Source organism: Stenotrophomonas sp. SMYL11 (assembly GCF_036320005.1).
Lineage (GTDB): Bacteria > Pseudomonadota > Gammaproteobacteria > Xanthomonadales > Xanthomonadaceae > Stenotrophomonas > Stenotrophomonas maltophilia_A.
The window spans coordinates 27,653-54,003 of record NZ_JAWIRS010000003.1 but is presented as its reverse complement, the minus strand read 5'-3'; the positions used below and the strand labels follow the sequence as shown (position 1 = coordinate 54,003).

At 64.0% G+C, this 26,351-nt stretch carries 20 protein-coding genes; 7 read left to right on the top strand and 13 right to left on the bottom strand.

Features of this window, described 5'->3' with window-relative positions; all coding sequences use genetic code 11:
• Position 1 precedes the first annotated feature (1 nt).
• The 9 genes from V3B46_RS07140 to V3B46_RS07100 form a co-directional block, all read right to left on the bottom strand.
• The gene (locus V3B46_RS07140; RefSeq protein ID WP_329891514.1) at positions 2-1,774 is read right to left on the bottom strand and encodes a DUF885 domain-containing protein; all 1,773 of its coding nucleotides are present in this window, start codon (positions 1,772-1,774) and stop codon (positions 2-4) included.
• A gap of 407 nt (positions 1,775-2,181) precedes the next feature.
• Positions 2,182-2,529, bottom strand: coding sequence for a lipid-A-disaccharide synthase N-terminal domain-containing protein (locus V3B46_RS07135; protein ID WP_162292089.1), 348 nt, complete (start codon positions 2,527-2,529; stop codon positions 2,182-2,184).
• Entirely contained in the window at positions 2,529-3,251 is a 723-nt protein-coding gene (locus V3B46_RS07130) for a glycosyltransferase family 2 protein (RefSeq protein WP_005420380.1), read from the bottom strand. The genes V3B46_RS07135 and V3B46_RS07130 overlap by 1 nt, the downstream gene beginning before the upstream one ends.
• A gap of 89 nt (positions 3,252-3,340) precedes the next feature.
• Entirely contained in the window at positions 3,341-4,306 is a 966-nt protein-coding gene (locus tag V3B46_RS07125; protein WP_329891513.1) for an NAD-dependent epimerase/dehydratase family protein, read from the bottom strand.
• Between the two features lie 46 nt (positions 4,307-4,352).
• On the bottom strand, positions 4,353-5,087 hold the full coding sequence (locus V3B46_RS07120; protein ID WP_329891512.1) for a suppressor of fused domain protein: 735 nt from the start codon (positions 5,085-5,087) through the stop codon (positions 4,353-4,355).
• A 95-nt stretch (positions 5,088-5,182) separates the two neighbouring features.
• Complete coding sequence (locus V3B46_RS07115) at positions 5,183-6,106, bottom strand: ParB/RepB/Spo0J family partition protein (RefSeq protein WP_019338308.1); 924 nt, start codon at positions 6,104-6,106, stop codon at positions 5,183-5,185.
• On the bottom strand, positions 6,106-6,903 hold the full coding sequence (locus V3B46_RS07110) for a ParA family protein (protein ID WP_303637256.1): 798 nt from the start codon (positions 6,901-6,903) through the stop codon (positions 6,106-6,108). The genes V3B46_RS07115 and V3B46_RS07110 overlap by 1 nt, the downstream gene beginning before the upstream one ends.
• A 112-nt stretch (positions 6,904-7,015) precedes the next feature.
• The gene (gene rsmG, locus V3B46_RS07105; protein ID WP_032128471.1) at positions 7,016-7,654 is read right to left on the bottom strand and encodes a 16S rRNA (guanine(527)-N(7))-methyltransferase RsmG; all 639 of its coding nucleotides are present in this window, start codon (positions 7,652-7,654) and stop codon (positions 7,016-7,018) included.
• A 39-nt stretch (positions 7,655-7,693) separates the two neighbouring features.
• A complete protein-coding gene (locus tag V3B46_RS07100; RefSeq protein ID WP_329891705.1) occupies positions 7,694-8,293 on the bottom strand; it encodes a 4'-phosphopantetheinyl transferase family protein in 600 nt (199 codons plus the stop codon).
• 84 nt (positions 8,294-8,377) lie between these two features.
• On the opposite strand from V3B46_RS07100, the gene V3B46_RS07095 reads away from it, so the two are divergent.
• Positions 8,378-8,629, top strand: a complete 252-nt coding sequence (locus V3B46_RS07095) for a GlsB/YeaQ/YmgE family stress response membrane protein (RefSeq protein WP_025878785.1) — start codon at positions 8,378-8,380, stop codon at positions 8,627-8,629.
• Between the two features lie 103 nt (positions 8,630-8,732).
• Here V3B46_RS07095 and xth read toward each other — a convergent pair whose 3' ends face one another.
• The gene (gene xth / locus V3B46_RS07090; protein ID WP_329891511.1) at positions 8,733-9,515 is read right to left on the bottom strand and encodes an exodeoxyribonuclease III; all 783 of its coding nucleotides are present in this window, start codon (positions 9,513-9,515) and stop codon (positions 8,733-8,735) included.
• A gap of 191 nt (positions 9,516-9,706) precedes the next feature.
• Between xth and hsdR the strand changes: the two genes are divergently transcribed.
• From hsdR to V3B46_RS07065, 5 genes are all read left to right on the top strand, one after another.
• On the top strand, positions 9,707-13,180 hold the full coding sequence (hsdR, locus tag V3B46_RS07085; protein ID WP_329891510.1) for a type I restriction-modification system endonuclease: 3,474 nt from the start codon (positions 9,707-9,709) through the stop codon (positions 13,178-13,180).
• 92 nt (positions 13,181-13,272) lie between these two features.
• Positions 13,273-14,466, top strand: a complete 1,194-nt coding sequence (locus tag V3B46_RS07080; RefSeq protein ID WP_329891509.1) for a Fic family protein — start codon at positions 13,273-13,275, stop codon at positions 14,464-14,466.
• Positions 14,456-16,000: a class I SAM-dependent DNA methyltransferase gene (locus V3B46_RS07075; protein ID WP_329891508.1), complete on the top strand. Its 1,545-nt coding sequence runs from the start codon at positions 14,456-14,458 to the stop codon at positions 15,998-16,000. Before V3B46_RS07080 ends, V3B46_RS07075 begins: the two co-directional genes overlap by 11 nt.
• The gene (locus V3B46_RS07070; protein WP_329891507.1) at positions 15,993-17,444 is read left to right on the top strand and encodes a restriction endonuclease subunit S; all 1,452 of its coding nucleotides are present in this window, start codon (positions 15,993-15,995) and stop codon (positions 17,442-17,444) included. The genes V3B46_RS07075 and V3B46_RS07070 overlap by 8 nt, the downstream gene beginning before the upstream one ends.
• A gap of 25 nt (positions 17,445-17,469) precedes the next feature.
• The gene (locus tag V3B46_RS07065) at positions 17,470-19,284 is read left to right on the top strand and encodes a GmrSD restriction endonuclease domain-containing protein (RefSeq protein ID WP_329891506.1); all 1,815 of its coding nucleotides are present in this window, start codon (positions 17,470-17,472) and stop codon (positions 19,282-19,284) included.
• A gap of 111 nt (positions 19,285-19,395) precedes the next feature.
• Here V3B46_RS07065 and V3B46_RS07060 read toward each other — a convergent pair whose 3' ends face one another.
• From V3B46_RS07060 to V3B46_RS07050, 3 genes are all read right to left on the bottom strand, one after another.
• Complete coding sequence (locus V3B46_RS07060; protein WP_329891505.1) at positions 19,396-20,802, bottom strand: coniferyl aldehyde dehydrogenase; 1,407 nt, start codon at positions 20,800-20,802, stop codon at positions 19,396-19,398.
• A 172-nt stretch (positions 20,803-20,974) separates the two neighbouring features.
• Positions 20,975-22,636, bottom strand: coding sequence for an MFS transporter (locus V3B46_RS07055; protein WP_154264837.1), 1,662 nt, complete (start codon positions 22,634-22,636; stop codon positions 20,975-20,977).
• Between the two features lie 93 nt (positions 22,637-22,729).
• The gene (locus V3B46_RS07050) at positions 22,730-24,157 is read right to left on the bottom strand and encodes a DcaP family trimeric outer membrane transporter (protein ID WP_329891504.1); all 1,428 of its coding nucleotides are present in this window, start codon (positions 24,155-24,157) and stop codon (positions 22,730-22,732) included.
• A 245-nt stretch (positions 24,158-24,402) separates the two neighbouring features.
• On the opposite strand from V3B46_RS07050, the gene acs reads away from it, so the two are divergent.
• Complete coding sequence (acs, locus tag V3B46_RS07045; RefSeq protein ID WP_329891503.1) at positions 24,403-26,346, top strand: acetate--CoA ligase; 1,944 nt, start codon at positions 24,403-24,405, stop codon at positions 26,344-26,346.
• Positions 26,347-26,351: the final 5 nt, after the last annotated feature.

Sequence of the window (26,351 nt, the reverse complement as noted above, 5' to 3'; positions counted from 1 at the left end):
GTCAGGCCTTCTTGCGTTCGGCGATGTAGGCCTGGATCTGCTGTTCCAGCACCGGCAGCGGCACCGAACCCTGCTTGAGCAGGGTGTCGTGGAAGCCCTTGATGTCGAACTTGTCGCCCAGTTCCTTCTCGGCCTGCGCACGCAGGCGCACGATGGCGATCTCGCCCAGCTTGTAGCTCAGCGCCTGGCCCGGCCAGGAGATGTAGCGGTCCACTTCGGTGGTCACTTCATGCTCGCTCAAGGCGGTGTGGTCGCGCAGGTAGGCCAGCGCCTGCTCGCGGCTCCAGCCCTTGCTGTGCACGCCGGTGTCGATCACCAGGCGCGCAGCGCGCCACATTTCGTAGGTCAGGCGGCCGAAATCCTCGTACGGGGTTTCGTAGATGCCCATCTCCACGCCCAGCTTCTCGCAGTACAGCGCCCAGCCTTCGCCATAAGCGGAGATGTAGGCGTTGCGGCGGAACTCGGGCAGGTTCTTCTGCTCGGCGGCGATCGCGCCCTGCAGCGCGTGGCCCGGATCGGACTCATGCAGCGTCAGTGCCGGCAGGTTGTACAGCGGGCGCGACGGCAGGTTGTAGGTGTTGAGCCAGTAGGTACCCATGCCACCACGGCCGGCGGTCCAGAACGGCGCGATATCCGGCGGCACCGGCACGATGGTGAAGCGCGCGCGCGGCAGCGTCATGTACTTGCCGAGCTGGCCATCGGCCCGCTTGGAGATCCATGCGGCGCGCGACAGCAGCTCTTCCGGTGTCTTGGCATAGAACTGCGGATCGGTGCGCAGGAAGGCCAGGAACTCGGCGAAGCTGCCCTTGAACTTCACCTGCTTGATGATGTCGTTCATTTCCTTCTGGATGCGTGCGACTTCATCCAGGCCGATGCGATGGATCTCGTCCGGCGACAGGTCCAGCGTGGTGTACTCGTGGATCTGCTGCTTGTAGTACGCCTTGCCGCCCGGCATCGCTTCGGCGGCCAGGGTGGTGCGCGCCTGCGGCACGTACTCGTTGACGAAGAAGGTGCGCAGCTGCTGGAACGCCGGCACCACCTTGCCACTGATCGCTTCGCGCGCCTGCGCCTGCAGCCCGGCCTGCTCGGCGGCCGGGATGCTGTTGGGCAGCTTCTTGAACGGCGCGTACAGCGGCGATTCGGTCGGGTCCTTCAGTTCGGCAACGGTGGCAATGGACACTTCGCGGCCATCGAGCACGGCGCGCGGCACGCTGAAGCCGCGCTTCAGGCCGGCGCGCATGTTTTCGGTCTGCTGGCCGAAGTAACGCGGCACATCGTTCAACCGTGCGATGTAGTTCTGGTAGTCCTGCACGGTCTTCATCTCGCGCCGGGCCATGAAGGACAGGTTGGACCAGAACGAGGAGTCTGCGTTGAACGGCATCTCGTAGCCGCGCAGGCGCGTCTCTTCGGCCAGGTTGAACACCTGGTCGCGGTAGATCGCGTAGTTGACCTGGTTGTCGGGCGACAGGGTCTTCGGGTCGATCTTCTTCAGCGCAGCGAGGGTCTCGTCCCACACCTTCAGGCGCGCCTGCTGCGCGGCCGGGCCGACGTCGGGCATGCGGGTGGCATTGGCCGGGGCATCCTCGTCTTCACTGGCCTCGCCGCCGCCCTCCTGGCGCCACTTCCATTCCTTCTCGTACAGCGCACGGAAGGCGGCGTCGGCGGGCGATTCGGTGGCCACGCTGGCCGGGGCGGCGGTGGTGGGCGGCGCGGCCAGGGCCACCGCGGGGGCGGACAGGGCGATCAGCAGGGCAACGGCAAGACGGGTTTTCACGAGCACAGGTTCCCGGGAAGGCAGACCCCGATCATGGCACCGCCCACCGCCCGTGGCATGGGACGAAGGTCCTGCCTGCGCAGCAGGCAGGACCGGGAACCGGCTGCAGGCCGGGGCCCCAGCGCCGAAGGCGCGTGGTAGAGCCGACTGTTAGTCGGCTGCTCTTCAGCCAGACACAGCAAACCCCGCGCTGCGCGCAATAGTCGACTGACAGTCGACTCTACCCACAGCAGGCAGGACCGGGAACCGGCCACAGGCCCCAACGCCGCAGGCGCGTGGTAGAGCCGACGGGGTAGAGCCGACTGTTAGTCGGCTGCTCTCCAGCCCAATGTGGCAAAGCCCGCGCTTCGCGCGAAAGTCGACTGACAGTCGACTCTACCCTCAGCAGACCGAGCCCCCGCCAGCGCTCAGTGGCTGGCCCTGTCCCGCTTCCAGCCGCGGTGCTTGATGTCCAGGTGCAGGCTGTACAGCGCGGTGAACGCCGGGAACAGGTTCTGCAGCACGCCCACCGAGTCCTGCTTGGCCGAGAACAGGAAGTAGCTCAGCGTCATCAGGCTGCCGACCACGCTCATGTACCAGAACAGACGCGGGATCACCGGCTTGCCCGCGCGCTTGGAGGCAATGAACTGGACCAGCCAGCGGCCCCCGAACATCAGCGCGCCGGTATAGCCGATCAGCTTCCAGCCGGTCACATGCAGGCCGGTCCAGTACAGCCAGGTCAGCGGCTGATCCAGCCAGTGCAGCTCCAGATCCATCAACGCTCCTCCACCGCGGTGCGCTTGCTGCGGGTGATCAGCCAGGCCACGCCACGCAGGTCACGGATGCCGACCAGGGCGCGGCCGAGGTTGTTGTACTTGGAGACGCCGGCGGTACGGTGGCGGTGGTTGACCGGCACACTGGTGGTCTTCCAGCCCGCACGCTGCATCAGTGCCGGCAGGTAGCGGTGCATGTGGTCGAAGTACGGCAGGTCGAGGAACGCACTGCGCTCGAACAGCTTGATGCCGCAGCCGGTATCGGGCGTATCGTCGCGCAGCATGCGTGCACGGATGGCGTTGGCCCACTTGCTGGCCCAGCGCTTGCTGCCGCTGTCCTGGCGGTTGACCCGCCAGCCGGCGAACAGCTTCACCTGCGCCTCTGCCGCATCGCGCGCCGCCAGCAGCTTGGGAATGTCGGCCGGATCATTCTGCCCGTCGCCATCCAGGGTCGCGATCCACGGCGCACGTGCGTGCTTGACGCCGGTGCGCACGGCGGTGCTCTGCCCGCTCTGGTTCACGTGGTGCAGCACCCGCAGTTCCGGTGTGGTCGCCTTCAGGCCCTGCAGCACCGCCAGGGTGTCATCGCGCGAGTGGTCATCGATGTAGACGATCTCGAACGGCAACCGGCCACGCAGGGCAGCGGTGATCTCGGCCACCAGCGGTGCGACGTTGTCGCGCTCGTTGAACACCGGGACGACGACGGAAAGCTCGGGTTGGCTCATGGGGGACTCGGCCAAGAGGGAACAAAGACCGCGCATTCTCCGAAACCAAGGTTATCCGAAGATGAATCCGGCTGTGTGAGGATCCCTCCTCAGGCGCGGTCGCCAAAATACTCGCGGCACCACTGCACGACGGGCGGCAGACCCGCTTCGATCGGGGTCGCCGCGTCGAAGCCGAATGCGTCATGTGCACGCCGGGTATCCGCCATCGTGCGCACCATGTCGCCCGGCTGCATCGGCTTGTAGACCTTCTGCGCAGGGCGGCCGGCGGCCTGCTCGATCACGCCGATGAAGCGCTCCAGCTCGACCGGCGTATGGTTGCCGAGGTTGAACACCCGGTGCGGCACCGGACCATCGGCCGGATGCGCGAGCGCGCCGAGGATACCGGCCACGATGTCGGAAACATGTGTGAAATCGCGCTGCATGCGGCCTTCGTTGAACACATCGATCGGCCGCCCGGCCAGCACCGCGCGCGAGAACAGCAGCGGTGCCATGTCCGGCCGGCCCCACGGGCCATACACGGTGAAGAAGCGCAGGCCGGTAGCATGCAGGCCGTACAGCTGCGCGTAAGTGTAGGCCATCAGCTCGTTGGCCGCCTTGGTGGCCGCATACAGCGAGCGCGGCTGGTCCACGCGCTGGTCCTCGGAGAACGGCGGCGTGGCCGAATCGCCGTAGACCGAGCTGCTCGACGCATACACCAGGTGCTGCACGCCACGGTGGCGGCACAGCTCGAGCATGTTGACGAAGCCGACCAGATTGCTGTCCACGTAGGCGTGCGGATTTTCCAGCGAATAGCGCACGCCGGCCTGTGCAGCCAGATGGATCACCGCGGTCGGCTTCACCTCGTCGAACAGCGCGGCCAGGCCCTGCTGGTCGGTCAGGTCCAGGGTGCGCAGGTCCAGCGTCGGGCACAGCGCGGCCACGCGGTCGCGCTTGATCTGCGGGTCGTAGTAGTCGTTGAAGTTGTCCAGACCGACCACCGGCTGGCCCGCCTCCAGCAGCGCGCGGGCGGTGTAGGCACCGATGAAGCCGGCAGCGCCGGTAAGCAGGATGGTCATGGCAGGGGCCTGGAAGCAGTCATATAGGCCGCTGATGTTACCGGTCTCAGAACAAACCGAAACGCTTCTTCGCCACGTTGACGCGCCCGGGCTCGATCACATCCTGGATGCCCTTGGCATCGAAGCGGTCCAGCAGGGCCTCGGCGCCCTTTTTCAGCTTCAGGTCCATCTCTTCCGGGTACAGCGGGACCAGGGACATGAAGCAGATGGTCTTGCCGTCTTCCAGTTCCAGCGCAGCGAAGTCCTCCGGGGCAGTCACCGGCGGCAGCACGATGGCACCATCGAAGCCGGCACCCGGCGCGTAGGGCTCGCTGGGGTGGCCGTTGGGGATGGTATGGCCATAGCCCAGCCAGGTGTCGTACTCGTGCGGCAGCCGCGCCATGCCCTTCAGCAGGCGCACCGGCCAGTAGTTGCGCTCGTCCTCGAAGGCCTCCTGCGAGATCGGCCAGTCGGCCGGCAGGGTCACCATCAGTTCCATGTAGCGCGGCACGTCCGCCTCCACGTCGGCGGGCACGGTCATCGGCAGGTCACTCATGCCCGACGTCACCAGCCGCACATGCGGGCAGTGGTCATTGGGAGGCACCACGTGTACGTCGATATGCACCAGGTCGGAAATGATCTCGTGCAGGACGGTGGCGATCGGCCCGAGATGGCGCTCGATGTGCGCGCTGATCGCCTCGATGTGCTGCTCTTCGCCGACGGCGGGCACGAAGTCCTTTTCGCGCTGGTGCACCAGGATCTGGGTGCCGTCCGGACTGACGTCCCCGTATTCGTTGCTCATGTCCTGCTCCCTGATGAAGCCGCGGCGCGCGCGGCAGTACGTTCCCTGTCACCGGCAGGACCCGGCGCGCCGCGTCCCCCGTCACTGCGCCGGGCTCAGCCCTGGCGCGTACGCAGTTTTTCCAGCACGCCGTCCAGGGTATCCAGGTCGGTGTAGTGGATGATCAGCTTGCCCTTGCCACCGCGGCCGTGGCTGATCGCCACCTTGGCCCCCAGCGCTTCGGACAACTCGGTTTCCAGCGAGGCGATGTCGGCCTGCTGCACCTTCGGCGTGGCCACCGGGCGGTTGCTGGGCACTTTGCCAGCGGCGAAGGCCTGCGCACGGCGCTCGACCTCGCGCACCGACCAGCCTTCGTCGGCCGCTTCCTGCGCCAGCTTGCCGGCCAGCTCGGGGGCAAGGGTCAGCAGCGCACGGGCATGGCCCATTTCCAGGCGACGGGTTTCCAGCAGCAGGCGGATGGCCACCGGCAGCTCCAGCAGGCGCAGCAGGTTGGACACCGCCGCACGCGAGCGGCCGACGGCTTCGGCAGCCTCGGCATGGGTCAGGGTGAATTCGCTGATCAGGCGCTGCAGCGCTTCGGCCTCTTCCAGCGGGTTGAGGTCTTCGCGCTGGATGTTCTCGATCAGCGCCATCGCGATGACGGTGCGGTCTTCCAGCTCGCGCACCACCACCGGCACTTCATCCAGGCCGGCCAGCTGCGAGGCGCGCCAGCGGCGCTCACCGGCGACGATCTCGTAGTTGCCCGCCGGCAGCTGGCGCACCAGGATCGGCTGGATCACGCCCTGCGACTTGATCGAATCAGCCAGCTCGGACAGCTTGCCCTCGTCCATCTCGCGGCGCGGCTGGTACTTGCCCGGCTGCAGCTGGCCGACGGCCAGCTTGCGCAGCACTTCACCCGGCAGCGGCTCGATCACCGCGGTGGTGGCCTGCACCTGGCTGACCGCCCCCTTGGGACCCAGCAGGGCATCCAGGCCACGGCCGAGGCCTCGCTTCTTGGCTGCCGGCTTGCTGCTGGTCATCAGACGGTCTCCACGGCCTTGGCGGCCTTGTTGCGTTCGTTGTTGCGGCGGATGATCTCGCCGGCCAGGCCCAGGTAGGCCACGCCACCGCGCGAGGCGCGGTCGTAGCCGACGATGCTCTGGCCATGGCTGGGCGCCTCGGCCAGGCGCACATTGCGCGGCACGATGGTGCGGAACACGCGGTCGCCGAAGTGCTCGGTGAGCTCGGCCGAGACCGCGTTGGCCAGGTTGTTGCGCACGTCGAACATGGTGCGCAGCACGCCTTCGATCTCCAGCGCCGGGTTGAGGTTGGCACGCAGCGCTTCGATGGTTTCCACCAGCGCGCTCAGGCCTTCCAGTGCGTAGTACTCGCACTGCATCGGTACGATCACCGAATCGGCGGCGGCCAGCGCGTTGAGCGTCAGCAGCGACAGCGCCGGCGGGCAGTCGATCAGGATGTAGTCGTACTCGTCGCGGATCGGCGCCAGCGCACGCTTCAGGCGCTGCTCGCGTTCGCTCTGCGCCATCAGCTGGATCTCGGCCGCAGTCAGGTCGATGTTGCCCGGCAGCAGGTCGTAGCCTTCGGCCGTCTGCACGCGCACATCGGCGGCGCTGGATTCGCCCAGCAGCAGATCGTAGGTGGAGGCGGCCAGCTCGCGCTTGTCCACGCCACTGCCCATGGTCGCGTTCCCCTGCGAATCCAGGTCGACCAAGAGCACGCGCTTGGGTGCGTTGGCCAGGGAAGCGGCCAGGTTGACGGCGGTCGTGGTCTTGCCGACGCCACCCTTCTGGTTGGCGATGGCGATGATGCGGGCCATGCGGGTGTGCCTCGTCGACGTGTGCTGGGACCGGTCATTATGCGTACAACCGGGCCCTTGCGGAAATCGTGGATCGCCAACCTCTTGTTCCACAAGGGGCTGGCGACGGGAATCAGGGACCTGTAACAGTGACCAGGTGGCGTTCGCCGGCCAGGCCGGGCACGCTCAACGGGGTCACCTCGCGCACCTGCCAGCCAGCAGGCAGGTCCGCGATCTCTTCATGCGGGTAGACGCCCTTCATGGCCAACAGCACGCCGCCGGGGCGCAACAGATGGCCACCGACGCGGACGATGCCGGCCAGGGTGTCCATCGCACGCGCGGTCAGCTGGTCGTAGTGGCCAGCTTCGTCCAGCGCCTCGGCGCGCGATTCGGCCACGCGGGCGTTGCCCAGGCCGAGCTGGCGCACGGCCTCGCGCATGAAGCGCGCCTTCTTGCCGTTGCTCTCCACCAGGGTGACCTGCAGGCCCGGGCAGGCGATCGCCAGCGGGATGCCGGGCAAGCCGGGGCCGGTGCCGAGGTCGGCCAGGCTGCCATCGGCCACGAACGGCTGCATCGCCAGTGAATCGAGCAGGTGGCGGGTGACCATCTCCTGCGGGTCGCGGATGGCGGTGAGGTTGTAGGTGCCGTTCCAGCGGTGCAGCAGGGCCAGGTAACGCAGCAGCGGCGGCGCCAGCGCGGCGTCCAGGCCCATGCTGGCCAGGCCCTGTTCCAGCGTGGCAGCCACGCTGGCGGGAAGTGGGTGTTCGCTCATGCCGACATTATCGCCGGTTTTGCGCGCTGATTCCCCGCTTCAGTGCGGATACCAGGCCAGAGCAGCGCGGAACTGCCCGGTGGCCTGCCATTCGTTCAGGTGCCAGCGCGCGGCCTTGCCCAGTTCCGGGTCGCACCAGCGCAGGTGCAGGGCGCCATCGGCCCCCGGCGCCAGCTGCAGGCGGTGCAGGCCGAACGAGATGCCCTGCCCGTGCGCCTTCAGGATGGCCTCCTTGACGCACCACACGCGGAAGAACCAGTGCTCGCGCCCGGCCGCGTCCAGGCTTTCCAGCCAGGCCACTTCCTCGGGGTGGAAGAAGCGCTGCACGATTTCCAGAAGACGCGGCCGCGGGCGCAGCAGTTCAAGGTCCACGCCCAGTCGCACGCCTTCGCCCAGCGCTACCAGCAGCACCTCGCCGCTGTGGCTCCAGCCGGTGCCGTAGTGGGCCAGCGCGCCGCTCAGTTCCGGCCGGCCCTTGTCATCACGGACCAGTGGCAGCGTCTCCGGGTCGGCGCCCAGCGCCTGCGCCAGCACCTGCCGCGCCTGCGGTTCGCCGCGCTGGCCCGGCACGTGCGGGCGCCGCCAGACCGTCACCGGGCCGAAGCGCCACGGGCCATCGAGGGTGGCTGGCAGGCTCATCCGCACGCGCCCATCACGCAATTCCACGACGGGTTCACGGCCGTGCGCGTCAACTGGTCACAGTTCCCCACCGGAGGTTCGATCATGGGCATCATCATCTGGCTGATCGTCGGCGGCATCGTAGGCTGGCTGGCCAGCATCATCATGAAGCGCGATGGCCAGCAGGGCATCATCCTCAACATCGTGGTCGGCATCGTCGGCGCGCTGATTTCCGGCTGGCTGTTCGGCGGCGGCATCAACGAAGCGATCACCCTCCGCACCTTCCTGTTCTCGCTGATCGGTGCGGTGATCCTGCTGGCGATCGTCAACCTGTTCACCCGCAAGAGCATACGGTGATCTGAGGGTAGTGCCGGCCGCTGGCCGGCAGACGTTTCAGAACGGGCCCGGCAATCGTCGGGCCCCGTTCTGTAGAGTCGAGCTTGCTCGACTCCATGGGAGATCAGTCGAGCAAGCTCGACTCTACTTCCACCCACGCCGGCGCATGGTCGCTCGGGCGTTCCCAGGTGCGTGGCTCGCGGTCGATACCCGAGGCCACCGCACTGCCCTTCAGCGCATCGGAGACCAGGGTCAGGTCGATGCGCAGGCCCAGGTTGCGGCGGAAGCCAGCGGCACGGTAATCCCACCAGCTGAAGGTGCCCGCCTCGTCGTTGTGCAGGCGGAAGCCATCGTGCAGGCCCAGCTGCAGCAGCTTGTTGAGCGCGCCGCGCTCGGCGGTGGAGGTCAGGATGTGGTTGTCGTTCCACACCTCCGGGTCGTGCACGTCGCGCGCATCCGGGGCGATGTTGAAGTCGCCCATCACGATCAGCTTCGGGTGCCGCTGCAGTTCTTCGGCGATCCAGGCATGCACCGCTTCCAGCCAGCGCAGCTTGTAGTCGTACTTGTCGGTGCCGATGTCCTGGCCGTTGACCACGTACAGGTTGATCACCCGCAGGTCGCCGAAGGTACCGGCGATGACGCGCTTCTGCTCGTCCTCGAAGCCGGGGATGCCGATCTGCACGTCCTGCGCCGGCTCACGCGACAGCAGCGCCACGCCGTTGTAGGTCTTCTGGCCGGCGAACACGCTGCGGTAACCCGCGGCGATCAGCGCCGCATCGGGGAACTTGTGGTCCTCCAGCTTGGTTTCCTGGATACCGACGATGTCCGGGCCGAACTCCTTGAGCCACTGCTCCAGGTGCGGCAGGCGGACATTGAGCGAATTGACGTTCCACGAGGCGATCTTCATGGGGGCATTCTACCCGGGTGGGCTTGGGTAGAGGCCGACCTTGGTCGGCCTCCCCCAATCCCTCCTAATCCTTTCCGCCAAAAAATCGACGCTTTCGACTTTTGGCCGAACATGACCGAAATTGGCGCCTGGGATATGATCGCTGCCGCAAGATGCCACCCGCCGCCGAGCGCCCCTGTATGGATACGCGTGTGACTGCCGACAGCAACTTTCACTTCCTGCAGGAACACGATCCCGTCTTCCTGAAGCTGGCGATGATGGCCGAACAGGTCTTCGCCAGTGATCCCAACACGACGCTGATCAAGCTGAGGCAACTTGGCGAGGCCATCGCACAGGACCTTGCCGCCCGTGCCGCCATTCGTCGGGATTCCCAGACCAGTCAAGCCAGCCTGTTGTATCAGTTGGGCCGTGAACTGCAATTGGATCCGAAGGTGCAAGACCTGTTCCGGATCCTTCGTGTCGAGGGCAACAAGGCGACGCACGAGTTTGCCACCCAGCATCGTGAAGCCATGGACGGCCTCAAAGTCGCGCGGGAACTGGCGATCTGGTACCACCGTGCTTTTGGCACCAACGCGGCCCAGTTCAAGCCGGGCCCGTTCCTCCCCCCCAAGGATCCTGCAGCACCCCTGCGTGAGATCCAGCATCAGGTCGGCCAACTGCAAGCCGAGCTGGATGCCGCGCGTCAGCAGCACGATCAGAGCAAAGCCCTGATTGACCTGAAAGAGCGCGAGGTACAACTCAATGCAGAATTGGCTGAGGCTATGGATGCCGAGGCCCGGGAGCTCGCAGCGGCAGTCGCTCAGCGCGAACAGGAACTACAGCAGCTTCGGGCAGAGTTCGAGCAACGTGTAGCGGACCTTCAAGCTTCCGTCGGGGTCGCAACGAACGCGACGCAGCAGGTTGCCCGGAGCACACAGCGATCCAGCGCCAGCTTCGAGCTGAGCGAAGATCTCACCCGCATCCTGATTGACCAGCAGCTTCGCGATGCGGGATGGGAAGCCGACTCGCTGGAGCTCACCTACGCGAAAGGCGTCCGTCCGGAGAGGGGTCGCAACCTGGCCATTGCGGAATGGCCAACCTCTGTACCTCATGCCAATGCAGACTATGTGCTTTTCATCGGTCTGACGCCTGTTGCCATCGTTGAGGCCAAGCGCAAGGGGGTTAATGTCGCCGATCGCATTCCGCAAGCCGAGCGCTATGCGCGCGACCTGACCGCTGAGGGTGGCGTCGAAATGGCGTGGGCTGGTGCAGGCTTGCATGCTGGCTGGGAGGACGGCCAGGGTGGAACGTTCCAGGTGCCCTTGGCATTCGCCTGCAATGGACGTCCATTCGTCAAGCAACTTGCCGAACAGTCGGGTGTCTGGTTCCGCGATCTTCGCTCGCCCTCCAATCTGCGGCGCGCACTGCACGGTTTCCATACCCCAGCGGATATTCTGGACCAGCTCAAGCGGGACCGCGCCAAGGCAGAGGCGGAGCTCGAACATGAAGGTATGAGCTACCTTCGCTTGCGCGATTACCAGCAGCGTGCGATCCATGCCGTGGAAGAGGCGCTCGCCGCCGGCGAGCGCAACTGTCTGTTGGCAATGGCCACCGGTACTGGCAAGACGCGCACCATGATCGGATTGATCTACCGGTTGCTCAAGAGCGAGCGGTTCAATCGCATCCTGTTCCTAGTGGATCGCTCGGCACTAGGCACACAGGCGAGTGAAGCAATGGCCGAGATGACGCTGGAACAGAATCAGACACTGGCCCAGATCTACAACCTCGACGGGTTGGACGACACGCGAACTGCCGACGAAACCCGAGTTCAGGTCGCAACCGTACAGGCAATGGTAAGGCGCATCTTCCAGTCGGACGCGCCGCCAGCAATCGGAACGTTCGATTGCATCGTGGTCGACGAGGCCCACCGCGGCTACACCCTCGACCAGGACATGACCGAGGGTGAGCTGGCCGTGCGCGATCATGCGCAGTACCTGTCGCAGTATCGCCGGGTTCTGGACTACTTCGATGCCTGCCGAATTGGTCTGACAGCGACCCCGGCCAAGCACACAACCGAAATTTTCGGAAAGCCCATCTACACCTACAGCTATCGGGAAGCTGTAGCTGACGATTGGCTGATCGACCACGAGCCCCCGATCCGTTTTGAAACACTGCTCAGCCGCAACGGCATTCATTTCGACAGTGGAGATCAGGTCAGTGTGGTCAACATCCACACGGGCGAAGTGGACACCGCGGAGCTGGAGGACGAGCTTGATTTCAATATCGAGTCGTTCAACCGTCGTGTCATTACACCCAATTTTGATCGGGTCGTCTGTGAGCGGCTTGCCAAGGAATTGGATCCTGATGGCGAGGAGAAGACGCTGATCTTCTGTGTCAGCAAGAAGCACGCAGAGCACGTCAAGAACCGACTGGATGAAGCACTGAAGGCCATGCATGGCGATCAGTACAATCAGGCGAGCGTCGCGGTCATTGTCGGGGATAGCGACAAGGTCGATCAGCTCATTCGTTGCTTCAAGAATGAGCGCTATCCCAATATCGCAATTACCGTTGATTTGCTGACCACCGGCATCGACGTGCCCACCATCAGCAATCTGGTCTTCATGCGTCGGGTCCGCTCGCGCATCCTCTATGAACAGATGAAGGGGCGCGCGACCCGTCGCTGTGATGGGATCGGCAAGACCGTATTCCGCATCTTCGATCCGGTGGATCTGTATGCCGCCCTTGAAGAGGTGGACACCATGAAACCGCTCGTGAAGGACCCGAACGTCGGTATCGAGCAACTGATTGGTGAGCTCGGCCATGAAGCGAGCTTCAGCGCACCCGGCAATGATGGCGGAAGTCACGCGGATGATGCGCTGGCCCAGCTGAGCCAACGCATCATGCGCGTGCTGCGCCAGGCCGAGCACAAGGCTGAGCGCAGGAAGGACGTACGCGACAAGCTCGATGCGCTGGAGGCCGAATGGGGTGTGCCGCCTGCACAACTGCACAAGCACCTACATGGACTGGGCGCACGCGAGGCGGCTGCGTTCCTGAAGCGTCATTCCAACTTGCCGCAACAACTGCAGGAAGTGAACCAACTGTTGGGAACCGAGCGTTACCCCATCATTGCCGAGCATCAGGACGAACTGCTCTCACGCGAGCAGAGCTATGGCGTGAATGAGGCTCCGGAGGACTATCTGGACAGCTTCAATGCGTTCATTCGGGATCAGATCAACCAATCCACGGCCTTGAGTGTCATCGTCAACCGGCCGCGAGACCTGACCCGGGCACAGTTGAAGGAGGTTCGCCTGCTGCTGGACCAGAATGGCTACAGTGAGGCGCATCTGCGGGGCGCCTGGCGTGACAGCACCCAGCAGGAAGTCGCAGCCAGCATCATCGGCCACATCCGGCGCGCGGCGCTGGGAGAGGCGCTCACTCCCTTCGACCAGCGCGTGGAGCGGGCGATGCAGGGCATCTACGCCCAGCAGGCCTGGACCCCGGTGCAGCGCAAGTGGCTGGCCCGGCTAGCGCAGCAGTTGGTGCACGAAGTCGTCATGGGCCGTGAGGACGTCCAGCGGGTCTTCATTGGCGACGGTGGTGCACCCAAGCTTGATCGCCTGCTGGATGGCAGGCTGGACCAGGTACTGGGTACCCTGGGCCAGACGGTCTGGGAGCGGACAGGCTGACGGTGGCGGATGAGCCGATTAGGATGCATAATCGGCTCACATAACGAGCCGAATAGCCCCCTTGCTCGGCTCACTGTTCTGGAAACCCGCCCATGAGCTCCCCACACTGGATCTGGCAGCATCCCGAGTGGCCGCACTTTCACTGGAAAGCGGACGAGCTTGCTGTGGACCTTCGCGAGTGCCAGCAAGCCTATGGCCAAGTGCTGGGCATGGCGGGAGCCGTTGGGGGTGACACGCAATGCGAGCAGGCGCTGAATGCCCTCCTCTCCAGTATTGTCACCTCTTCAGAGATCGAGGGCGAGCACCTGGATGTCGGCTCGGTCCGGTCATCGCTGGCACGTCACCTGGGCATGGTTGATGCCACACCACGCCGCACCACTGCCCGAAGCGAGGGGCTGGCCGAGCTGATGCTGGACGCCACGGGCCACGCACAACAGCCCTTGGATCTTCCGCGCTTGATGCGTTGGCATCACTGGTTGTTTCCCAACGAGGAAGACGCCCTGCTCCCCAATCGCATCCAGATAGGGCAGCTTCGCGGCGAGGCTCCCATGCAGGTGGTCTCCGGCAGGATCGATCGACCACGCGTGCACTTCGAGGCCCCGCCCCGTCAGCGCTTGGAGTTGCAGCTGGACGCCTTCCTCGACTGGTTCAACAGCTCCCGGCAGGACGCAACACTCGACCCACTGCTGCGCGCCGGTACTGCCCACCTATGGTTCGTTACCCTGCACCCGTTCGACGACGGAAATGGCAGGTTGACCCGGGCCCTGACCGATCTTGCGCTGGCCCAGTCACAACCGCAGGCAATCCGTTTTCATGCGCTCTCGGCCGCCATTCTGGCCGACCGCAACGGCTACTACCTCAGCCTGGAGACGACCCAGAAGGGTGGATTGGACATCACCGCCTGGCTGCACTGGTTCCTGGGGACTCTCCATACCAGTCTGACCCAGGCGGTGCAGCGCATCGACAAGGTTCTGACCAAGACACGTTACTGGCAGGCGCACCGGGAGCAGCCGCTGTCCGCCGAACAGACCAAGGTACTCAATCGTCTGCTGGATGGCGGAGAGCGAGGTTTCACACCGGGCATCAGTGCCAGCCAGTACCAGACCGTGGCCAAGGTCTCCAAGGCCACCGCCACCCGCCACTTGACCGATCTACTGGAAAAGGGCTGCCTGCGCCGCCTGCCCGGCGGAGGCCGCAGCACCCGCTATGAAATCAACTGGCCGGCATTGGACGCGTCCCTGCCTGCCCTTACTGCATCTATGGAAGACAGCACCAATGAACCATAACGATATCGTCCAGAAACTTTGGAACCTCTGCGACGTCCTGCGCGACGATGGCATCAACTACAGTGACTACGTCACCGAGCTGGTGTTGCTGCTGTTCCTGAAAATGGAATACGAGCAGGTGCGGAACAACGAAGCGTTCGAGCACAAGCTTCCCGCAGGCTGCCGATGGCCCGACCTGACAGCCCTGTCAGGCACCAAGCTGCTCACCGGGTACAAGCGCATGCTGCTGGACCTCAGCCAGAGCGATGACCTGATGATCGCGGCCATCTATGCCGATGCGCAGACCAGCCTGAAGGAGCCGCGCCATCTGGAGACGCTGATCAAGGCACTGGATGGCCTGGACTGGTTCAGCGCGCGCGAGGATGGCTTGGGCGACCTGTACGAAGGGCTCCTGCAGAAGAACGCGAACGAGACCAAGTCTGGTGCGGGACAGTACTTCACCCCGCGCGCATTGATCGACTCGATCATCCGCTGCCTGAAGCCACAGCCGGGTGAGGTCATCCAGGACCCGGCGGCCGGTACCGCCGGCTTCCTGATTGCCGCAGACGGATACATCAAATCACAGACCGATGATCTGTACACCCTGACGGACAAGGAGCGCCGCTTCCAGCGCCGCAAGGCGTTTGTCGGCATGGAGCTCGTCCCGGGCACCCGTCGCCTGGCGCTGATGAACTGCCTGCTGCATGGCATGGATGGCGAGGGCGAAGGCGTGGTGCAGTTGGGCAACAGCCTGGGCAATGCCGGTGCAGACCTATCGAGAACTAAGGTCGACATCATCCTCTCCAATCCGCCGTTCGGTACCGCCAAGGGCGGTGGCGGCCCCACCCGTGACGATCTGACCTATCGCACTAGCAACAAGCAGCTTTCATTCCTTCAGCATATCTACCGCGGTCTCAAGCCTGGTGGTCGTGCCGCAGTGGTACTGCCGGACAACGTGCTATTTGAAGCCGGGATTGGGACCGAGATCCGTCGCGACCTGATGGAGAAGTGCAACCTGCATACGCTGCTGCGCCTGCCCACCGGCATTTTCTACGCGCAGGGCGTGAAAACCAATGTGCTGTTCTTCCAGAAGGGCACGCCAGAAAGTCCGCGCCAGGAAACGGGGTGCACGAACGCTACGTGGGTGTATGACCTGCGCAGCAACATGCCCAGCTTCGGCAAGCGGACGCCGTTTGGTCCTGTGCACTTGAAGCCGTTTGAAGATGCTTATGGAGAAGACGCAAACGGGCGCAGCCCGCGTGTGGATGAGGGTGAGGAAGGCCGGTTCCGCTGCTTCACGCGCGATCAGATCAAGGATCGCGGTGATTCGTTGGATATCACTTGGCTGAAGGATGCTGACAGTGTGGATGCGGGTAATCTGCCTGCGCCGGAAGTGCTGGCGGCTGAGGCCATGGCGGAGCTGTCGGAAGCGCTGAGGGAGTTGGCTACGTTGATGCAGGCGCTGGGTGCGGGTAATGAGGCGTTGGAGCAGAAGCGGTTGCTGGCTGAGCTGATGGGATTTGAAGTTGCTGACGTCGAGGTGGAAAGTGAATGAGCTTCCAAGCAATTGGCTGGCACTGACCTTGGGCGACGTCGTCGACTATGGCTCAAATCAAAACGTCCAGCCAAGCTCTATGTTGGCAAGCCATTGGATGATTGAGCTTGAAGATATTGAGAGGGATACTTCTCGGATCATTTCCAAGACGAGCGTTGAGCAACGTAAGCCGCAAAGCGCAAAGAGCAAATTCCAAGCGGGGGATGTGCTCTACGGCAAATTGCGTCCGTATCTTAACAAAGTTCTCCATGTCGACTTCGCTGGCTACTGTTCCAACGAGATCATCGCGATCACTCCTGGGGAATTGAATGCGCGATATCTCTACTATTTTTTGAAGTCTCCGATCTTTCTCTCTTACGTTTCAGCAGTCACTCATGGCGTCAGAATGCCAAGATTGGGAACAGAGCAGGCAAGATCAGCGCCCTTTCCTCTAGCACCCGCCAGTGAGCAGAAGCGCATCGCGCAGAAGCTGGATATCCTCGTGGCGCAGGTCAATGCTCTCAAGGCACATATAGATCGCATCCTGAGATTAATTGAACGTCTTCGAGAATCAACCCTTAGCTCTGCGTCTTCTGGAATGCTATCTGAGGACTGGAGATCATTGAATCCTGGTGCGAAATTCCAGCTCCACAGTACCCAACTCAGTGCGCGCACTCGACGCGGCGTTCCAAGCCATGTAGCGATGCCCGACGCAATCAGTTCCTTCAACGTTCCAAGTGGATGGATATGGGCGTCAGCGGCTGAGCTCCTTAGGGCCGGTGCTTTTATAGATATTAAGGATGGAAATCACGGTACAAACCATCCAAAATCCAATGAGCTGGGCACCGACGGACTTCCTTTTGTCACTGCGGCAAACGTACTAGCGACTGGAAGAATAGACTACGAAGCCGCTCCGAAAATTTCAGGAACTCCTCTAAGTCGAATTCGAGTCGGATTCGCTGAACCCGGAGATGTTGTATTTACGCACAAAGGCACAGTAGGTAGAGTCGCGATTAATGACAGATCTTGCGTACTTACGCCTCAAACGACCTACTACAGGTTGGATAGCAGCCAAGTTTCAAGCAAGTATTTGCGAATTTTCCTCCAATCCCCTCTATTCACTGCTCAGACCGCCGTGGTGAAGTCTCAGACAACGCGCGATTTTGTACCTATCACCGCTCAGTACGCGCTCTTTCATCTTCTACCGCCCCTACCAGAGCAATTGGAGATCGTGAGGCGAGTCGAACGGCTCTTCTCAATCGCTGAACAGTTGGAAGCCAAGGTCGCCACGGCCAAGCAACGTATCGACGCCCTGACCCAAAGCATCCTCGCCAAAGCCTTCCGGGGTGAACTGGTCCCCCAGGATCCCAACGACGAGCCGGCCGGCGTACTCCTCGAGCGCATCCGTGCCCAGCGCGCTGCTGCACCCAAACCCAAGCGTGGCCGCAAGGTCGCAGCCAACTGATTTACCCCCGAAAGGACTCGCCCGCATGACAACCTTCGACAGTACCAAGCTGCCACTGAAAGACCTGCTTAAGGACATCGTTGACGGCAAGATCCAGCTGCCGGACTTCCAGCGAGGCTGGGTATGGGACGATGAGCACGTGCGTAGTCTGCTGGTCAGCCTTGGCCGTTCATTCCCGGTGGGTGCGGTGATGCTGTTGGAGACAGGTGGCGCGGTGCGTTTCCAGGTACGCCCTGTTGAGAACGTCCCGCACGAAGGCCTGCTGCCTCCGGAGAAGTTGATCTTAGACGGGCAGCAGCGCCTGACAACGCTCACCCAGGTACTCAAGCTTTCCGGTCCGGTGAAGACCACAACGGACAAGGGCAAGCCCGTCGATCGCCATTACTACATCCATATCCCCACTGCGTTGGCCGGGCCAGACCGCCTGGACGAAGCGATCATCGCCACCGATAGCAATCGTCAGCTGCGCAGCGACTTCGGTCGCAAATTGGATCTGGATCTCTCCACGCGCGAATTGGAGTGCCAGCAGCTCTACTTCCCCTGCTCAGAGATTCTCGAAGCAATGGCATGGCTGAAGGACCTCTTCAAGTTCAATGTCACAGCACAAGCGCAGTTCTTTGAGTTCAAGGAAAGCGTACTGGATGCCTACAACGAGTATCATATTCCACTCATCGTACTGAAGAAGGAAACCAGCAAGGAAGCTGTGTGCCTGGTCTTCGAGAAGGTCAATACGGGCGGCGTTCCGCTGTCGGTATTTGAGCTGGTCACCGCTACCTATGCCGCCGATGGCTACAACCTGCGCGACGATTGGTATGGCAGCCAGCAACGCGGCGTGATCTCGCGGCAGAAGCGGCTGGCTAGAGAGCCTCTTCTGAAGAGCGTGGAAAACACCGATTTCCTGCAGGCCGTGACCATGCTGCATACATTGGAGAAGCGTCGCGCAGATCTGGCCGCAGGCAAGAGCGGCAAGCATGTAGCGCCGGTGAGCGCCAAGCGCGCCTCGGTGCTGGAGCTTCCGCTGGAGGCCTATCAGCGCTGGGCAGACATCGTGGAACAAGGCTTCATTCGTGCCGCCAAGTTCCTGCGCCATGAGTGCTTCACCTCTCCGCGGGACCTGCCCTATCGCACACAACTTGCCCCGCTTGCTGCAGTACTGGCACTGATCGGTGCCGATGAGCGATGGCGCGAACCGCAGATCCACCAGAAGTTGGCTCAGTGGTATTGGTGCGGCGTGCTCGGTGAACTGTATGGCGGCGCGGTGGAAACGCGCATGGCCAATGATGTGGAAGAGTTGCTGGGCTGGATTGAGCAGGACGGACAGCAGCCACGAACCATCTCGGATGCCGCATTCCAGATCGACCGTCTCGCGTCGCTTGCGTCACGACTGAGTGCCGCCTACAAGGGCATCAACGTGCTGGTGCTGCGTGAGGGTGCGCAGGATCTCTACTGGAAGGGACGTATCCGCGACCTGGAAGCCGACGATATCGCATTGGATATTCACCATATCTTCCCGCGCGACTGGTGTGAGAAACAGGACATTCCGCGACGCCGCTACGATTCGATCATCAACAAGACTCCGATTTCCTACAGGGCAAATCGTATGATTGGTGGCTCAGCGCCTTCCCTCTATCTGTCCGCACTGCAGTCGCACAAGCAGGTGCTACTTGACGACGCGGGAATGGACGCATTGCTGGCAAGCCATCGAATTCCCGCTGCCGTGCTGCGCGCTGACGATTTTGAGGGACTCTGGAACCAACGCCAGCTGGCTCTGTTGGCTCTGATTGAAGGTGCGATGGGCAAGAAGGCCACTGCACAGGCCGAGGCTGAAGCCCTGGTGTGATCGCAATTGGGTGTGCCAACCAAGGTTGGCACCCACCGGTAGTGCCGGCCGCCGGCCGGCAACCCCATGAACCGTCGGCAAGACCCTGCAGTTGCCGGCCAGCGGCCGGCACTACCGAAGCAGCAGCTTCAACAACCCCGCAACCTTCGAATACGGCGGCCGCAGCCGGTCACTGGCAGCCCAGCGCGACTGCCACAGCACCGGCAGCCGCTTGCTCATGGCATCGAACCCGGCCCGGCCGTGGTACGCGCCCATGCCGCTGGCCCCCACCCCGCCAAACGGCAGGCCATCGGCGGCGAAGTGCAGCAGCGTGTCATTCACTGTCACCCCGCCGGCCACCACCTGGCCGAGGATGCGCTCCACCGTGGCCCGGTCATGGCTGAAGGGATACAGCGCCAGCGGCCGGTCGCGCGACAGCACGTCGGCCAGCGCCGCATCCAGATCCGGGTACGCCCGCACCGGCAGGATCGGCCCGAAGATCTCCTCGCGCATCAGGTCCAGGTCGTCCGGCGGGTCCAGCACCACAGTGGGCACCAGCAGCCGCTCACGATCAGCCCGCGCATCGTCCACCTGAGCCAGCGGAATCACAGGTACACCGCGTTCGCGCGCCTGCGCCAGGTAGCCCTGCAGACGCCGGTACTGTCCTTCGTTGATGATGCGCGTGTAATCGTCGGCGCTGCCGAAATCGCCATAGCGCTCGCGTACCTGCTGCTGCAGCGCCTGCACGAACTCGCGCTGGCGCGCGGTGTCGATCAGCACGTAATCCGGCGCGATGCAGGTCTGCCCGGCGTTGAACCACTTGCCGGTAGCCAGCCGCGCAGCGGCTTTGTCCAGCGGGAAATCGCGGCAGACGATGGCCGGCGACTTGCCGCCCAGTTCCAGCGTGACCGGCACCAGATGCTCGGCGGCGGCAGCCATCACCTTGCGGCCAACCGCCGTCGAGCCGGTGAACAGCAGATGGTCCAGCGGCAGCGAGGACACCGCCGCCGCCACATCCGCCCCACCCTGCACCACCGCCACGCGATCGGGCGGGAACACACTGGCCAGCAGATCGGCCAGGAACGCGCTGGTGCGCGGCGTTTGCTCGGAGGGCTTGAGCAACACGTGGTTGCCGGCGGCGATGGCGGTGGCCAGCGGCACCAATGCCAGCGTGACCGGGTAGTTCCAGGGCGAAATCACCCCGACCACGCCCAGCGGCGTCGGTCGCAGCTGCGCGCGCGCCGGCCACAGCCGCCAACCGGCACCGACGCGCTGCGGCTTCGACCAGCGCCGCAGGTGACGGCGCAGGTGGTCGATGGCCGACAGCACGCTCATGCCATCGGCCAGCTTCGATTCGGTGTGGGCGCGGTGGCCGAAGTCCTCGGCGATGGCCCGGGCCATTTCGTCCAGGCGCGGCTTCAGCGCCTCGCGCAGGCCGCGCAGGTCGGCTTCGCGCTGGTCAAGCGAAGGGCGCTGGGCCTGCCAGGCGCTTCGCAGGGTGTGCAGAACAGCGGGAAGTTCGGCGGCTGAAGTGGTCATTCCGCGACTATACGGCGTACGCGCGTGAGACAGCCGGTAGTGCCGGCCGCTGGCCGGCAACCTCATGGATCTTCGGCAACTTCGTGCAGTTGCCGGCCAGCGGCCGGCACTACCGAAACGAAAAGGCCGCGGTCTGCACCGCGGCCTTTTCTTCACTCCATGTCGATCACCGTTATTTGGTGATATCCACGTCCTTGGTTTCGCGCAGGAACAGGCCGCCGATCACCACCGACATCAGCGCGATGATGATGGGGTACCACAGGCCGTAGTACAGGTTGCCGGTACCGGCCACCAGCGCGAACGAGATCGCCGGCAGGAAGCCACCGAACCAGCCGTTGCCGATGTGGTACGGCAGCGACATCGAGGTGTAGCGGATGCGGGTCGGGAACAGTTCGACCAGGTAGGCGGCGATCGGGCCGTAGACCATGGTCACGTACAGCACCAGCAGCCACAGCATGAAGATGGTGCCGGCGATGTTGATGCGGGCACCATCCGCCTTGGCCGGATAGCCGGCGGTGGTCAGCGCGGTCTTCAGCTCCGCACCAAACGCATCGGCCTTGGCCTTGCCTTCTTCCTTGGTCAGGCCGGCGGCCTCATACGAGGTGACGCTGGCGCTGCCCACGTTCACCATCGCCAGCGAACCGGCGGCGGCGGGCTGCACGTCGTACGGCACACCAGCCTTGGTCAGCGCGGCGGTGGCCACGTCGCAGGAGCTGGTGAACTTGCGCAGGCCAACCGGATCGAACTGGAACGAGCAGGTAGCCGGATCGGCCACGACCAGGGCTGGTGAGTTGGTGCGGGCTTCTTCGATGGCCGGGTTGGCGAAGTGGGTCAGGCCCTTGAAGATCGGGATGTAAGTGACGGCGGCCAGCAGGCAGCCGGCGAGGATGATCTTCTTGCGGCCGATACGGTCGGACAGCCAGCCGAAGAAGATGAAGAACGGCACGCCCAGCGCCAGCGCGGCCGCGATCAGCAGGTAGGAGGTGGTGGCATCGACCTTCAGCATGCTGCTGAGGAAGAACAGCGCGTAGAACTGGCCGCCGTACCAGACCACCGCCTGGCCAGCCGCAGCACCCAGCAGGACCAGCAGCATCAGCTTCAGGTTGCCGCCCTTCAGGCTGTCACGGAACGGCGTCTTGGAACCCTTGCCCTCGGACTTCATCTGCTGGAACAGCGGCGATTCGCTCAGCTGCAGGCGGATCCACACGGACACGCCCAGCAGCAGGATCGAGACCAGGAACGGAATGCGCCAGCCCCAGGCTTCGAAGGCTTCGTTGCCGAGGAAGTAGCGGCAGGCCAGGATGATCAGCAGCGACATGAACAGGCCGAGCGTGGCGGTGCACTGGATGAAGCTGGTGTACAGGCCGCGCTTGTCGTCCGGCGCATGCTCGGCCACGTAGGTGGCTGCACCGCCGTACTCGCCGCCCATCGCCAGGCCCTGGGCCAGGCGCAGGATGATCAGGATCACCGGTGCGGCGAAACCGATCGAAGCGTAGTTGGGCAGTACGCCGACCAGGAAGGTCGAGATGCCCATGATCAGGATGGTGACCAGGAAGGTGTACTTGCGGCCGATGCGGTCGCCGAGGCTGCCGAAGAAGGCCGCGCCGAACGGACGCACGAAGAAACCGGCAGCGAACGCCAGCAGGGCGAAGATCATGCCCGTGGTTTCATTGACGCCACTGAAGAACTGCTTGGCGATGATGGCGGCGAGCGAGCCGTACAGGAAGAAGTCATACCACTCGAAGACCGTACCGAGGCTCGAGGCGAAGATGACTTTCTTGTGGCCCTTGGTCAGGGTGCCCGCTTTGTGCGCGGTGCTGGGTGTACTGGACATGGGACGCTTCCCCTCCGAAGCAATCGTTGTTGGTGGGTGCCGACCTTGGTCGGCACGCAATTCGGTAGGTGCCGGCCGCTGGCCGGCACGCTCTTAGAAGCTGTACTTCGTGGTGAACTGCAACCGCGTGATGTCACCCTTGTTGCCGTTCTCCACTTCGCGACGGCCATACATCAGCTCGGCACCGATATCGACCTTGGGCAGCGGCGAGTAGAAGATGTTGCCGCGGATGCTCTGCACGCTCTTGGTCACCAGCGGGCCGAGGATGCTGTCGTTGTCGTAGTCGCTGCGCGCGTAGATCAGGTTGGTGCGCAGCTTTGGCGAGAACGCATGCCGCCAGCCCACGTAGCCGGCAAGCACGCCGGTCGGGTTGAGCTCGTCGCGGGCCACGTCGTAGGCGCTGTCTGCGGTGATGCCCAGGCCGATGTAGCGGGCGATGCCTTCGCCGCCGGTCAGCTGGTAGTGCAGCGAATCGCTGTCACCCATCACCCACTTGCCGCCCAGGGTCAGGCCGCCGGCCACCTTGTCGGCCTTGGCGCCGGTGGCCTGGTTGTCGACCTTCAGCTGACGGACGATGCCGCCGACACCGAAGGTGCCCCAGTCGCCCTTCCAGCCATAGCGCATGGTCAGATCAGGCAGGCTGCCACGGTCGGAGTTGGCGCTGGTGTTGGTCCATGCCCCGGTGACCGGGTTGCGGGTACCGGTGAGGGTGGTGGTTTCCGGGTTTTCCAGTGCGACGCTGAAGCCCCCCTGGGTGTAGCGCACCTGGGCCTGGCGCACGAAGATCACGCCGTCGGTGGGGCCGACGAAGTCGACCGCTTCGGGCAGTGCGGCCGCGTCCATGAAGTTGGACCAGGTCTGGCCGGCCATCCAGTTGTTCCAGTACATGTAGGCGTGGCGCAGGGTCACACCGTAGGTATTGGTGGCGGTCTGGTTGCCCAGCGAGTTGCCGAAGAAGTCCATCTCGAAGAACGCACCGGCCTTGTTGCCCGATTCGCTCACGTTGTCGATGCCGAGGTTGAAGCGCGAGAACTTGGCATGGGCATTGAAGTCGGTGCCCGAACGCTTGCCGCTGCCGCCGGCGCCTTCCACCGGCGTCTGTCCCGGCAGGTACAGCGAGCGGCCGGTGGCGTCGTCGGCCAGCTGGCCATCGCTGGTCTGGGTGGCGAGGAAATCGGCCTTGATGAAGCCGCCGATCTTGACCGTGGTGCCCGGCGCCGCGCCCGGGGTGATGGTGGTGACCTGGATCGGCTGCTTGCCGGCTGGCACCTGTGCGACCGGCTTCTGCTCGACCTGCACCGTGCGGACTTCGGTCACCGCCTGCTGGGTCTGGCTGATCTGGGTCTGTTGTTGTTGCTGCGAAGACAGCAGCAGCTGGACCTGGCGTTCCAGTTCGGCAACGCGTGCTTCCAGCGCTTTCTCTTTGGCGGTCTCTGCGAACGCCATGCCCGGTGCGACCAGGGCGACCAACAGGCAGGCCGCCAAAGGTTTGCGCACGGCTTTCAACGTACGGTGGCTCATGTTGCCCTCTCTCCCAAGTGGCAAGGTGATGCCGCGCGTGGGGCACGGTCGAGCCGAGACTGCGGGGCGATTATGTATAGCGGCTATTCGCCATTGGTCGAACCCGGCCCTGCTGGGCGCTCACTTTCGACCATGGTCTAACCACAGTGGTGACGCGGCCGGGGGTGGATGGGGCAAACTGAAGGGGATCGGTCGCTGCGATGCTGCGACCGCACATACAAAGTCAACGTGCAAGTGAGGGTGCCATGGCTGATATCTACCCCGTCGATCCGCAGTTCGCCGCCAAGGCACGCATCGACAAGACGTCGTACGAACAGCAGTACCAGGCTTCGGTGACCGACCCGGATGGTTTCTGGGGCAAGGCCGCCGAGCGCCTGCAGTGGATGCGCAAGCCGACGAAGATCAAGAACGTCAGCTACGACCTGTCCGATTTCCACATCAAGTGGTTCGAGGATGGCGAGCTCAATGCCAGCGTGAACTGCCTGGACCGCCAGCTCGAGAAGCGCGGCGACAAGACCGCCCTGCTGTTCGAGCCGGACGGCCCGGATGCACCGGCCCAGCACGTGACCTATCGCGAGCTGTACGAGCGCACCTGCCGCCTCGGCAACGCGCTGCGCAACCTCGGCGTCAAGAAGGGCGACCGGGTCACCATCTACCTGCCGATGATCGTCGACGCCGCAGTGGCCATGCTGGCCTGCGCGCGCATCGGTGCGATCCACTCGGTGGTGTTCGGTGGCTTCGCGCCGAACTCGATCGCCGACCGCGTCAGCGACTGCCAGAGCAAGCTGATCATCACCGCCGACGAAGGCCTGCGCGGCGGCCGGAAAATTCCGCTCAAGGCCAACGTCGATGCCGCGCTGAAGCTGCCCGGCACCAATACCGTGGAAACCGTGCTGGTGGTGCGCCACACCGGCGGCGCGGTGGACATGCAGGCGCCGCGCGACCGCTGGTTCCACGACGTGGTGGACAGCCAGCCGGCCAGCTGCGAGCCGGAACGCATGAACGCGGAAGACCCGCTGTTCATCCTCTACACCTCCGGTTCCACCGGCAAGCCGAAGGGCGTGCTGCACACCACCGGCGGCTACCTGCTGTACGCGGCCTACACCCATGAAGCGGTGTTCGACCTGCGCGAGGACGACATCTACTGGTGCACTGCCGACGTCGGCTGGGTCACCGGCCACAGCTATATCGTGTACGGCCCGCTGGCCAATGGCGCGACCTCGCTGATGTTCGAAGGCGTGCCGAACTACCCGGACACCTCGCGCTTCTGGAACGTCATCGACAAGCACAAGGTGACCATCTTCTACACCGCCCCGACCGCCATCCGTGCACTGATGCGCGAAGGCGAGGAACCGGTGAAGAAGACCTCGCGCGCGACGCTGCGCCTGCTCGGCAGCGTCGGCGAGCCGATCAATCCGGAAGCCTGGCGCTGGTACTACGAAGTGGTCGGCGACAGCCGCTGCCCGATCGTCGATACCTGGTGGCAGACCGAAACAGGCGGCATCCTGATCTCGCCGCTGGCCGGCGCGATGGACCTCAAGCCGGGTTCGGCCACCCTGCCCTTCTTCGGCGTGCAGCCGGCGCTGGTCAATGCCGATGGCGAGATCCAGGATGGCCCGACCGAGGGCAACCTGATCATCCGCGATTCCTGGCCGGGCCAGATGCGCACGGTGTACGGCGACCACCAGCGCTTCATCGATACGTATTTCCGCACCTACCCGGGCAGCTACTTCACCGGTGACGGTTGCCGCCGAGACGAGGACGGCTATTACTGGATCACCGGTCGCGTCGACGACGTGATCAACGTGTCCGGCCACCGCATCGGCACCGCCGAAGTGGAAAGCGCGCTGGTCTCGCATCCGAAGGTGGCCGAAGCGGCCGTGGTCGGCTTCCCGCACGACGTGAAGGGCCAGGGCATCTATGCCTACGTGACCCTGGTGGCCGAAGAGGCACCGAGCGACGAACTGCAGAAGGAACTGGTCGCCTGGGTGCGCAAGGAGATCGGCCCCATCGCCACGCCGGACCACCTGCAGTGGGCGCCGGGCCTGCCGAAGACGCGCTCGGGCAAGATCATGCGCCGCATCCTGCGCAAGATCGCCGAGAACGCGCCGGACCAGCTCGGCGACACCTCGACCCTGGCCGATCCGTCGGTGGTGGCGTCGCTGGTGGACGAGCGCAAGGTGCGCTGATGGCG

What these genes read in the sequence shown, in the direction of transcription:
- V3B46_RS07135 (WP_162292089.1), bottom strand. Translation starts at nt 2,529, where the DNA reads ATGGATCTGGAGCTGCACTGGCTGGATCAGCCGCTGACCTGGCTGTAC.
- V3B46_RS07130 (WP_005420380.1), bottom strand. Translation starts at nt 3,251, where the DNA reads ATGAGCCAACCCGAGCTTTCCGTCGTCGTCCCGGTGTTCAACGAGCGC.
- V3B46_RS07125 (WP_329891513.1), bottom strand. Translation starts at nt 4,306, where the DNA reads ATGACCATCCTGCTTACCGGCGCTGCCGGCTTCATCGGTGCCTACACC.
- V3B46_RS07120 (WP_329891512.1), bottom strand. Translation starts at nt 5,087, where the DNA reads ATGAGCAACGAATACGGGGACGTCAGTCCGGACGGCACCCAGATCCTG.
- V3B46_RS07115 (WP_019338308.1), bottom strand. Translation starts at nt 6,106, where the DNA reads ATGACCAGCAGCAAGCCGGCAGCCAAGAAGCGAGGCCTCGGCCGTGGC.
- V3B46_RS07110 (WP_303637256.1), bottom strand. Translation starts at nt 6,903, where the DNA reads ATGGCCCGCATCATCGCCATCGCCAACCAGAAGGGTGGCGTCGGCAAG.
- rsmG (WP_032128471.1), bottom strand. Translation starts at nt 7,654, where the DNA reads ATGAGCGAACACCCACTTCCCGCCAGCGTGGCTGCCACGCTGGAACAG.
- V3B46_RS07100 (WP_329891705.1), bottom strand. Translation starts at nt 8,293, where the DNA reads ATGAGCCTGCCAGCCACCCTCGATGGCCCGTGGCGCTTCGGCCCGGTG.
- V3B46_RS07095 (WP_025878785.1), top strand. Translation starts at nt 8,378, where the DNA reads ATGGGCATCATCATCTGGCTGATCGTCGGCGGCATCGTAGGCTGGCTG.
- xth (WP_329891511.1), bottom strand. Translation starts at nt 9,515, where the DNA reads ATGAAGATCGCCTCGTGGAACGTCAATTCGCTCAATGTCCGCCTGCCG.
- V3B46_RS07080 (WP_329891509.1), top strand. Translation starts at nt 13,273, where the DNA reads ATGAGCTCCCCACACTGGATCTGGCAGCATCCCGAGTGGCCGCACTTT.
- V3B46_RS07075 (WP_329891508.1), top strand. Translation starts at nt 14,456, where the DNA reads ATGAACCATAACGATATCGTCCAGAAACTTTGGAACCTCTGCGACGTC.
- V3B46_RS07065 (WP_329891506.1), top strand. Translation starts at nt 17,470, where the DNA reads ATGACAACCTTCGACAGTACCAAGCTGCCACTGAAAGACCTGCTTAAG.
- V3B46_RS07060 (WP_329891505.1), bottom strand. Translation starts at nt 20,802, where the DNA reads ATGACCACTTCAGCCGCCGAACTTCCCGCTGTTCTGCACACCCTGCGA.
- V3B46_RS07055 (WP_154264837.1), bottom strand. Translation starts at nt 22,636, where the DNA reads ATGTCCAGTACACCCAGCACCGCGCACAAAGCGGGCACCCTGACCAAG.
- V3B46_RS07050 (WP_329891504.1), bottom strand. Translation starts at nt 24,157, where the DNA reads ATGAGCCACCGTACGTTGAAAGCCGTGCGCAAACCTTTGGCGGCCTGC.
- acs (WP_329891503.1), top strand. Translation starts at nt 24,403, where the DNA reads ATGGCTGATATCTACCCCGTCGATCCGCAGTTCGCCGCCAAGGCACGC.